This window comes from Lactobacillus sp. A27 (assembly GCF_016742815.1).
GTDB classification, from domain to species: Bacteria; Bacillota; Bacilli; order Lactobacillales; family Lactobacillaceae; genus Lactobacillus; species Lactobacillus gallinarum.
Genome location: NZ_JAEHNT010000002.1, coordinates 1 through 10557, shown reverse-complemented (window position 1 = coordinate 10557; position 10557 = coordinate 1). Strand labels below are relative to the sequence as shown.

The window sequence follows — 10557 nt, the reverse complement described above, 5'->3', positions numbered from 1 at the left end:
CGATAAATTTCTATTTTTTGTTCTTTATTAAATTTAGACATAGTAAAAGACCTAAAAGTGTCTCACTTTTAGGTCTCACTTCACTTCTCTACTGGTAGTATTTTTATTATTCTTTCTATCAGCCTGTTCAACTAAAAAAGAGGAAAATACTCAGAAACATCAAGTCGACATTGTCACATCAACTAATATTTATGCCAATATTGCCAAAAATATCGTGGGTAAGCACGGTAAAGTCGAGGCAATTATCAATCATGGCGATACCGATCCCCATGATTTTGAGCCTACTACTGGCTCCGCTAAAGAAGTAGCCAATGCCAATATCGTTATTGCAAATGGTTTGGGATATGACAGCTGGATGACTAATTTGGCTAATGCAAATGATATTCATGTTACTAAAGTAGGAGAGCAGCTTATGGGACTAAAACAGGGCGACAATCCTCATATTTGGTATAACCTGAATATGCCACAAAAATACGTGGCCTACCTTGTTAAAAAAGCTAGTCAAATTGATCCTAAGCATACATCTTATTTTAAAACTAATGCCAAAATTTATTTGAATAAAATAGATACGATAAAGAAATTGGCCGACAAAATAAATGGAAGAAAGGCGAAGCCAGTTTATGTGAGTGAGCCGGTATTTGATTATGCCTTAGAGCGGTGCCATTTTAAAATTGGTAATCCAGCTTTTGAAGAGACTGTAGAAAATGAAACTGATCCAAACGCTAAGGTTGTACACGAAATGCAAATGGGTATCAAACAGAGAAAAATTGCTTTCTTCGTTAATAATGTCCAAGCATCAAGCAGTACCGTTAATAATATGGTAAGCTTAGCTAAGCACTCAAACGTGCCAGTACTTGATGTACGTGAGACGATGCCTAATGGTGTTAGCTACTATCAATGGATGAAAAACAATTATCAAAAATTATTTCAAATTTTTTCAAAATAACCCTTGCATAAATTAAGGATGTCTAGTAATATAATAAGCGTTGTGATTGAGATGTCACTCAGATAACTAAAAAATGAAAAAGTTAAAAAAGTTCTTGACTTTTAAAATTGATTTAGTTATTATAATAAAGTACTCTTGATTAAGAGATATGACCCGTTGGTCAAGTGGTTAAGACACGGCCCTTTCACGGCCGTAACATGGGTTCAAATCCCGTACGGGTCACTTATGGAGGATTAGCTCAGCTGGGAGAGCATCTGCCTTACAAGCAGGAGGTCACAGGTTCGAGCCCTGTATCCTCCATTGTTCGGGACTACCGCGGAGACGGTAGTTCTTTTTTTATGCAAAAAGAACGAACAAAATAATTTTATCGGTTCAAGTCCTGAAAGGATTCACTATTAACAGTGAAGATGCCTTGTAACCGAATAGCTAATGTCTATATAGGGGGACTATTATGGAAAGACGTTTGTTTACTTCAGAATCAGTTTCTGAAGGACACCCAGATAAGGTTGCTGATCAAATTTCAGATGCTATTCTGGATGCAATGTTGGAAAAAGATCCTAATTCACATGTAGCATGTGAAACGATTGTAACTACAGGTATGGTTTTTGTCTTCGGAGAAATTTCAACTAGTGCTTATGTTGATATTCAAGACGTAGTACGTAAGACCATCTTGAGAATTGGTTATGATCGTCCTGAATTAGGTTTTGATGGCAATAACTGTGCCGTCATGGTGGATATTGATGAGCAATCACCTGATATTGCGGGTGGTGTAGATCATTCACTTGAAACTAGAGAAAATGAGTCTGATCAAGACGAATTGGATCAAATTGGTGCGGGTGACCAAGGTTTGATGTTTGGTTTTGCTATTAAGGAAACACCAGAATTAATGCCTTTGCCAATCTCACTTGCTCATCGCTTAATGAGACGTGTTGCCTCATTGAGAAAGGATCATACTCTAGAATGGCTTCGTCCAGATGCTAAGGCACAAGTTACAGTTGAATACGATGAGAACAAGAATCCACTTCGTGTTGATACTGTAGTTATTTCTACTCAAACTGATGCAGAAGTATCTAATGACGAAATTCGTCGAGCAATGATCGATTTAGTAATTAAAGAAGTTATTCCAGCTCGCTACTTGGATGAAAAGACCAAGTTCTTGATTAACCCATCTGGACGCTTCGTTATTGGTGGACCAAAGGGTGACTCTGGTTTAACTGGACGTAAGATCATCGTTGATACTTATGGTGGTTATGCTCGTCATGGTGGTGGTGCCTTCTCAGGTAAAGACCCAACAAAGGTTGACCGTAGTGCTAGTTATGCAGCTCGCTATATTGCTAAAAATATCGTGGCAGCTGGTCTTGCATATCGCTGTGAAGTACAATTAGCCTACGCAATCGGTGTGGCTCACCCAGTATCAATTATGATTGATACAGCTGGTACCGGTAAGGTGGATGATGATCTTTTGACTGAAGCAGTTCGTCATGTCTTTGATCTTCGTCCAGCAGGTATCATCAAGATGCTTGATTTGCGTCGTCCTATTTATGAACAAACTGCCGCATATGGTCACTTCGGCAGAACAGATGTCGATTTACCGTGGGAAAAGACCGATAAAACTCAAGATTTACTTGATTACATCAAAAACAATAAATAATAAAAAGAGGGAGTAAAAATGAAAAAAACAAACGTGTCACTAGTCACGCTTGCGATTTTTATGACTACTTTTATGTCTGGTGTTGAAGGAACGATTGTTTCTACTGCGATGCCAACCATAGTTTCTGATCTGAATGGATTGGAAATTATGAATTGGGTTGTATCAATCTTTCTTTTGATGACGGCTGTGTCAACTCCTTTATATGGAAAACTGGCAGATAGCATTGGGCGAAAGCCAGTTTTTTTATTTGGGATTGCACTCTTTGTCATTGGATCGTCATTGTGTGGCTTAGCTCAGAATATGATTGAATTAATTGTATTTAGAGCAATTCAAGGATTAGGTTCAGGAGCAGTTCAACCGGTGGCTATTACGCTGATTGCGGATTTATATACTTTGCAAAAACGGGCAAAACTGTTAGGACTCAATTCTGGCTTTTGGGGAGTAGCCTCAGTAATTGCACCACTATTAGGTGGTTTTATTGTTCAACATCTGTCTTGGCACTGGGTCTTTTATATTAATGTTCCGATCGGAATTATCGCCTTTTTGCTGGTTATTTTCTATTTAAAAGAACCAAAGCACAATGCCAAATCAAAGTTGGACTTGCAAGGTACAACTTGGTTGGTAATTTTACTGCTAGCTTTGATGTTCTTCTTACAGGATCTTGGCGAAAACACCAATATTGCAATAATGGCTATTTTAGCTCTTTTAATTGTGGTATCGGTAATTGCCTTCTTTAAGGCAGAAAAGCGCGCTAAGGACCCAATAATGCCGTTATCAATGCTGAAAAATAGAGAGTTCCTGGCAATCAATCTAATTACTCTACTTATCTGTGGGGTAGTTATTGGCTTTGAATTCTATATTCCAACTTGGATGCAGGGAATTAACGGAACTAACGCCTCGCTTGCTGGTTTTGCCGTTACACCAAGTTCTTTAATGTGGATTGTAGGTTCGTTTATTCTAGGCTGGATGCTTGGCCGCTGGGGTATTAAGCGGACTTATGATTATATGTTAGGCGTATTGGTGATCACAGATTTGGTATTGCTTTTAGTACCAATTTACACACCATTCTGGGTATTCTGTATTGTCGCAGCCTTTAACGGTACCGCATTTGGGGTTATTACAACGGCATCTCAGGTTCATTCTCAAGTGCTAGTATCTAAGTCTGACATTGGGGTAGCAACTTCATTTAATACTTTGATGAAATATTTGGGTCAAACTATGATGATTTCAATCTACGGTATTGCCTTTAATACGGCGGTAGCTCATGGTTTAGCTAAGCACCCTGGATTGACTCAAGGGATGATGAATAAAATCGTTTCTGCGGAAAATGCCAAGACGCTAGCAGCCAATACGATTCCACAGTTGCGTCAAGTTCTTTTGGGTGGATTAAAAGCCGTATATTTTGTTTCATTAATCGTGATAATTGTTTCCATCGTTTTGAACCGAACATATCGTGATCAAAAAATTAATACCAAATAAAAAATCCAGATGCATCTTTAATGCGTCTGGATTTTTGTTTTAAAAGCTGCGTTTCAACAATTGTTGCGGCATTTTCTTAAGTAATGTTGTTGCACTATTATTTGGAAAAATAGCTAAACAGTCAACCGCTTTTTGGGCATAATCTTGAGCGAGTTTCCTACTTTTCTCAATAACGGAACTATTAACGAGAATTTCTTGAATCAGTTGCATATCTGAAACGGACATTTCGCGTTTTTTATTTAAAATAGGCAACAGCTTTTGTCTTAACTCGGGCTGATCAAGTGCAAGCAAAAGTGGCAAGGAATAAACACCGGTAGCTAAATCTTCTAAAGTAGGCTTATTGAGTTTGTCGCTGCCTGTGTAGTCTAATAAATCATCTACAATTTGAAATGCGATTCCTAGATTTTCTCCAAAATTGGCTAAAGCTTCACTTTCTTCGGCATTCCCACCCGCAAAATGTGCACCTTCTTCAGCTGCTAAACGGAAGAGGGCGGCGGTTTTACCTTTGATATCGTTTAGATAATCCGTAAAGGTCTGCTCTAAGTTAAAGCGTTCAGCCATTTGACCGAGTTCTCCATTTAAAATATGGCTCATAGTTTGCGCGTTGCGCACCAGATACTCGTGTTCTGCAGTTGTATCCAGCATTAAATCAAAAAAGTTGGTGAATAATAAATCACCAGCGTACACAGCGACATCTTTGCCAAACTCTGCTTGAATGCTGATATTGCCTCTACGCAGATCAGAATCATCGATGATATCATCATGAATCAAAGTTGCCATATGCAAAATTTCGATAGATGAAGCTAAATTAATAGTTTGTTGATTAACTTTTCCGACTACATGTGCTGCTAATAATAAAAGGCTGGGGCGCAGATATTTGCCACCGTTGTCGGCCATTGTTAATAAAGCAGTCTGTAAACTCTTATGAGGAGTTTGAATGGTGTGCTGAATCAAAGCATCGACTTCAGCTAATTCATCAGCAATAAGTGGATATTTTTTCCAAGGCTTAAAATTTTTCATAAATTGTTTCCTTAAACTAATAAAATTATTATCGTTTAATTGATTTGTTCAAATAGTTACATTACTTATTATTACGCAGATTGTGAATCTAACCAACAAAAAAACTAGTGAAAATTAAATTCACTAGTCTTTTTGTTTATTTTCGCGATTTTTCTAACATTTTTGGTTCAATGTAAAAGTGGTATAAGAATGAATAACCAAGTAAAACAAAGGTAATTCCTTCAATCCAACCTCCAAAGACATCAGATGGATAATGCACATGGACGAATATTCTTGTGTAGCCGATCAAGATCGGGAACAACGCCCAAATGATAATTAATAGAGTTTTCCAGAATTTGCTTTTAATTAATAAAATTGTCAAGATAATTAAAACTCCAAATAATGCGGCACTACCAACTGAGTGACCTGATGGAAAACTGTAGCCATCGGCATAAACTAAATGGTGAACGGTTGGACGTTGGCGCTCAACTGCGTGTTTGATAATCCAGTTATAACCGTTGGCACAGATCATGACGCCTGCTGTGAACCAAGCATAAGCATATTGTTTAAACGTAATTAAAAGAATAAATAAGATAATTGTTTCTATCGTAATCGTGCTGGTATTGCCTAAATTGGTAAAAGTTTTTGCAAAAGCGACATTTGTCGGATTATTATTGCAGACAATGCTGATGACTGCATTGTCGAAATTGTGGATAAACGGTGAACCAGATGAAACAAGCATCGCCCACGCTGCGTAGATGACCACAAAGATTATCCCTGGAACCAGAGTATCTCTTGGTGGATTTTTTGTATTAATCAAAAAAAGTCTCCCCTTGTAATTTTTAGCATTTGTGGTAAATTATAATCATTATCTATAAGAAAATAAAGGTCAGGAAGTAGTAACAAGGATATTTTTTCAGAGAGAGACTGGTTGCTGTGAAGTCTTAGAATGGAATTGTGAACTTGTCCTGGTATTGAAACCTATCGTTGCCATCCGCGTTAAGGAGCGATTAAGGGTCACATTTTTGATGTGGAACTTAGGTGGTACCGCGATTATTTCGTCCTATGATTGATAGAATCATAGGACTTTTTTGTTAGAAAGGAAAAATATGTATAATCACAAAGTTGTCGAAAAGAAATGGCAAGATTATTGGGCAAAGCATGATACCTTCAAGACAGGTACAGATCCCAAGAAGAAAAATTATTATGCATTGGACATGTTCCCATTCCCATCTGGTAAGGGACTTCACGTAGGTCATCCAGAAGGATATACTGCAACCGATATTGTCTCACGTATGAAGCGTGCACAAGGCTATAATGTGCTTCACCCAATGGGTTGGGATGCATTTGGTCTTCCAACAGAACAATATGCTTTAAAGACTGGTGAAGATCCAGCAGTTGTTACTAAAAACAATATTGCCAACTTTAAGCGTCAACTTAACAAGTTAGGCTTTTCATACGACTGGGATCGTGAAATTACTACTAGTGATCCTAACTACTACAAGTGGACTCAATGGGTCTTTGAACAAATGTATAAGAAGGGCCTTGCTTATGAAGCTGAAGTTCCAGTTAACTGGTCACCAGACCTTGGTACTGTTGTAGCTAACGAAGAAGTTATTGATGGTAAAACTGAACGTGGTGGTTACCCAGTATACCGTCGTAATATGCGTCAATGGATGCTTAAAATGACCGCTTATGCAGATCGTCTTTTGGAAGACCTTGACGATTTGGATTGGCCAGAACCAGTTAAGGAAATGCAACGTAACTGGATTGGTCGTTCAGTTGGTGCACAAGTAACTTTCAAGATTAAAGACAGTGACAAGACTTTTGATATCTTTACTACCCGTCCTGATACCTTGTTTGGTTGTTCATACACTGTTCTTGCTCCAGAAAACAAGTTGGTGCAAGAAATTACCACTGACGGTCATAGAGACGAAGTTAATGCTTACATCAAGAAGATTGAATCTAAGTCAGACCTTGAAAGAACTGATTTAAACAAGGATAAGACCGGTGTATTTACTGGTGCTTACGCAATTAACCCAGTTAACGGCAAAGAAGTTCCAATTTGGATTTCTGACTACGTTTTAGCAAGTTACGGTACTGGTGCCGTAATGGCAGTTCCAGCTCACGATGATCGTGACTATGATTTTGCTAAAAAGTTTGATTTGCCAATTAATCAAGTACTTGAAGGTGGCAACTTATCTAAGGCTGCCTTCACTGAAGATGGTCCACACATTAACTCAGAATTCTTGAATGGTTTGAACATCAAGGATGCCAAGAAGAAGATGGTTGACTGGCTTGAAGAACACAACTGCGGTGAAAAGAAAGTTAACTACAAGCTTCGTGACTGGGACTTCAGTCGTCAACGTTACTGGGGTGAACCAATTCCAGTTATCCACTGGGAAGACGGTACTACTTCACTTGTTCCAGAGGATCAACTTCCACTTCGTTTACCACATGCAACTGATATCAAGCCATCCGGTACTCCAGAAAGTCCATTAGCTAACTTAACTGACTGGGTAAACGTAGTTGATGAAAATGGTCGAAAAGGTAAGCGTGAAACCAACACTATGCCTAACTGGGCTGGTTCAAGTTGGTACTACTTACGTTATGTTGATCCACACAATGATAAAGAATTAGCTGATTACGACTTATTGAAGCAATGGCTTCCAGTTGACCTTTACATCGGTGGTGCAGAACATGCAGTTCGTCACCTTCTTTACGCTAGATTCTGGCACAAGGTTCTTTACGACTTGGGTGTTGTTCCAACCAAGGAACCATTCCAACGTTTGTACAACCAAGGCTTAATCTTGAAGAACCACGAAAAGATGTCTAAGTCAAAGGGTAACGTAGTTAACCCAGATGAAGTGATCGATGAATACGGTGCAGATTCACTTAGAATGTACGAAATGTTCATGGGACCACTTGATGCTTCAATTGACTGGGATGACAATGGTCCAGCATCAACTAAGAAGTTCTTAGATCGTGTATGGCGTTTGTTTGTTAACGACCTTGACCTTAAGGCAATTCCACAAGAAAGAATTGTGGATAAAAACGATGGTGAACTCGACAAGGTTTATGCAGAAACTGTTAAGAAGGTTACTGAAGACTTTGACGCTCTTCACTTCAACACCGCTATTTCTCAAATGATGGTCTTCATCAATGCTGCGCAAAAAGCTAAGAGTATTCCACGTGAATACGCAGAAGGATTTGTTAAGCTTTTGGCTCCAGTTGCTCCACACATGATGGAAGAAATCTGGCAAGTATTTGGTCATGATGAATCAATTACTTATGCTAAGTGGCCAACTTATGATCCAGCTAAGTTAGTTGAATCAACTGTGGAAATTATGGTTCAAGTTAACGGTAAGCTTCGTGGTAAGTTCCAAGCAGCTAAGGATGCAGATCGTGATGCTGTTCAAAAAGAAGCTATGGCTTTACCACACGTACAAAAATTCTTGGAAGGTAAGGACGTTAAGAAGGTTATCGTTGTACCTAACAAGATTGTTAATATCGTTGCTAAATAAGTTAAGTTTTTCCTAAAAGCTTTATGAAGTTGAGCTTTATGAAGCAAATTGAGTGACAATTAATTAGTTAATGCTTTTTATTAGGAAAAATTGATGGAAGAAGAAAATAATTTAGATAGCAAAGATACACAAAGCACGTTTTTAAAGGGCTCTGCCTGGATGACCTTTGGGTCGATTGCTTCTAGAATCTTAGGTGCGTTGTATATTATTCCTTGGTATGCCTGGATGGGTGACTATGGGAATATTGCCAATGCCTTAACTGCGCGAAGTTATAATATTTATACGATATTTATTCTAATTTCGACGGCTGGAATTCCGGGAGCGATTGCCAAACAGGTGGCTAAGTATAATGCCTTAAATGAATATGGAATTGGGCGAAAATTATTCCATAAAGGGTTAATTTTAATGGCCTTCTTAGGAGTAATTTCTGCTGCGATCATGTATTTTGCCTCACCGCTACTGGCATCTAACGGTAGTCAAAGCGATCCAAGACAAATTGCAGTTATGCGTAGTTTGTCTTATGCGATTTTGCTTATTCCGATCTTGAGTATCATGCGTGGGTACTTCCAAGGGTATGCGGACATGATGCCAAGTGCGATGTCACAGTTTGTGGAGCAATTTGCTCGAGTAGTTTGGATGCTTTTAACGGCATTTGTGATCATGCAAGTGCAGCACGGCTCTTATGTTCATGCCGTTATCCAGTCAAACTTGGCTGCCGCAATTGGTGCCGCATTTGGGATTGGCCTGTTAGTTTGGTTCTTGTTTTCACGGCGAAAACAATTAGATAATTTGGTTGCTAATTCGAATAATCGGTTAAAAGTTTCCACAACCGAACTATTTGCGGAAATTATTGAACAGGCAATTCCATTTATTATTATCGATTCAGGAATAACTTTATTCTCATTAGTAGACCAATATACATTCCACCCAATGATTGCAGGGCTGGTTCATGCAAGTTCAGATACAATTGAAGATTGGTATGCATTATTTGGTCTTAATGCCAATAAGTTGATCATGATTATCGTGTCTTTGGCAAGTGCAATGGCAGTGACAGCGATTCCGCTTTTGTCAGCTGCACATACTAGAGGCGATTTTAAGAGCATCTCTAAGCAAATTGCTAATACGATGGACTTGTTCTTGTTCGTGATGATTCCTGCTGCATTCGGAATGGCCGCTATTAGTAAACCGATTTATACGGTTTTCTATGGCCCAGATCCATTAGGTAGCAACGTTTTATACTTGTCATCATTTACTGCAATCAGTTTAGGACTTTTTACAGTATTGATGGCGGTTTTGCAAGGTTTGTCAGAAAATGGATTGGCAATAAAATATTTAGTTTTAGGTTTAATCCTGAAGGGCATTTTGCAATATCCGATGATCTTTTTGTTCAAGATTTATGGACCGTTAGTTGCAACCAACTTAGGCTTATTGGTGATTGTTCTGTTGTCATTGAAGCACTTAGAAGTACAGTATGACTTTAATTTGAATAGAACAAGCCGCCGCTTGGTTGGTATTACCGCATTTTCGATAGGGATGTTCCTAATTGTTAAATTAGTTGAGATGGGCTTAGGCAAGTTCTTAAACCCAGATCATAGAATATCTGCCTTGATTCTGGTAATTTTATCAGTAGTCGTGGGAATTGTCTTTTATGGCTTAGCCACAATAAAGACAGATTTAGCCCAAAAAGTTATGGGTAGCAAAATTGAACGAATTTTAGTTAAATTGCATATTCATAGTTAATGAAAGAAGAACGATGATTGATTTCATCGTTCTTTTTGTGTTTGGAGTTAAAACACTGGGGAAGGGATGCAAGTAGGTAATAAAAAAGGAACGAGCAAAACTCGTTCCTTTTTTCATGGTATTCATCATGTAAGAATTATTTATTTGTTTTGATCTAAAAGAATTAGTCCTTTACAACGTCCTTAATGTTCAACCATTGGCTCTTGTTAATCTTAACA

The 10557-nt window shown here is 38.4% G+C and carries 7 protein-coding genes, 2 tRNA genes, 1 riboswitch and 1 other annotated feature; of the genes, 7 read left to right on the top strand and 2 right to left on the bottom strand.

Annotation, left to right across the window (positions count from 1 at the left end; genetic code table 11):
• The first annotated feature begins 91 nt into the window (after positions 1-91).
• The 5 genes from JEM49_RS00360 to JEM49_RS00340 all read left to right on the top strand — a co-directional run bounded on the left by JEM49_RS00360 (position 92) and on the right by JEM49_RS00340 (position 4076).
• Positions 92-946 carry a metal ABC transporter solute-binding protein, Zn/Mn family gene (locus tag JEM49_RS00360; protein ID WP_201873050.1) on the top strand — a complete coding sequence of 285 codons (855 nt, stop codon included), beginning with the start codon at positions 92-94 and terminating at the stop codon, positions 944-946.
• A gap of 150 nt (positions 947-1096) precedes the next feature.
• Positions 1097-1168 (top strand) — tRNA-Glu (locus JEM49_RS00355).
• Positions 1169-1173: 5 nt separating this feature from the next.
• Positions 1174-1246 (top strand) — tRNA-Val (locus JEM49_RS00350).
• A 65-nt stretch (positions 1247-1311) separates the two neighbouring features.
• A riboswitch (SMK box riboswitch) is annotated at positions 1312-1400 on the top strand.
• Positions 1398-2597, top strand: coding sequence for a methionine adenosyltransferase (metK, locus tag JEM49_RS00345; protein WP_098037036.1), 1200 nt, complete (start codon positions 1398-1400; stop codon positions 2595-2597). Its footprint overlaps the riboswitch before it by 3 nt.
• An 18-nt stretch (positions 2598-2615) precedes the next feature.
• Positions 2616-4076 (top strand): MDR family MFS transporter, encoded by a 1461-nt coding sequence (locus tag JEM49_RS00340; RefSeq protein ID WP_025006407.1) that lies wholly within the window; start codon positions 2616-2618, stop codon positions 4074-4076.
• Between the two features lie 39 nt (positions 4077-4115).
• On the opposite strand, the gene JEM49_RS00335 is transcribed toward JEM49_RS00340, so the two are convergent.
• Positions 4116-5096, bottom strand: a complete 981-nt coding sequence (locus JEM49_RS00335; RefSeq protein WP_201873043.1) for a polyprenyl synthetase family protein — start codon at positions 5094-5096, stop codon at positions 4116-4118.
• Between the two features lie 136 nt (positions 5097-5232).
• Entirely contained in the window at positions 5233-5895 is a 663-nt protein-coding gene (locus tag JEM49_RS00330; protein WP_201873041.1) for a phosphatase PAP2 family protein, read from the bottom strand.
• A gap of 56 nt (positions 5896-5951) precedes the next feature.
• Positions 5952-6144: a binding site (T-box leader), on the top strand.
• Between the two features lie 40 nt (positions 6145-6184).
• Between JEM49_RS00330 and leuS the strand changes: the two genes are divergently transcribed.
• Complete coding sequence (gene leuS / locus JEM49_RS00325) at positions 6185-8599, top strand: leucine--tRNA ligase (RefSeq protein ID WP_025006409.1); 2415 nt, start codon at positions 6185-6187, stop codon at positions 8597-8599.
• A 93-nt stretch (positions 8600-8692) separates the two neighbouring features.
• On the top strand, positions 8693-10339 hold the full coding sequence (locus JEM49_RS00320; protein WP_201873038.1) for a putative polysaccharide biosynthesis protein: 1647 nt from the start codon (positions 8693-8695) through the stop codon (positions 10337-10339).
• The last annotated feature ends 218 nt before the right edge of the window (positions 10340-10557 follow it).

Excerpts from the sequence above, each read along its gene's own strand:
- JEM49_RS00335 (WP_201873043.1), bottom strand. The coding sequence starts at position 5,096 with ATGAAAAATTTTAAGCCTTGGAAAAAATATCCACTTATTGCTGATGAA.
- JEM49_RS00340 (WP_025006407.1), top strand. The coding sequence starts at position 2,616 with ATGAAAAAAACAAACGTGTCACTAGTCACGCTTGCGATTTTTATGACT.
- leuS (WP_025006409.1), top strand. The coding sequence starts at position 6,185 with ATGTATAATCACAAAGTTGTCGAAAAGAAATGGCAAGATTATTGGGCA.
- JEM49_RS00320 (WP_201873038.1), top strand. The coding sequence starts at position 8,693 with ATGGAAGAAGAAAATAATTTAGATAGCAAAGATACACAAAGCACGTTT.
- metK (WP_098037036.1), top strand. The coding sequence starts at position 1,398 with ATGGAAAGACGTTTGTTTACTTCAGAATCAGTTTCTGAAGGACACCCA.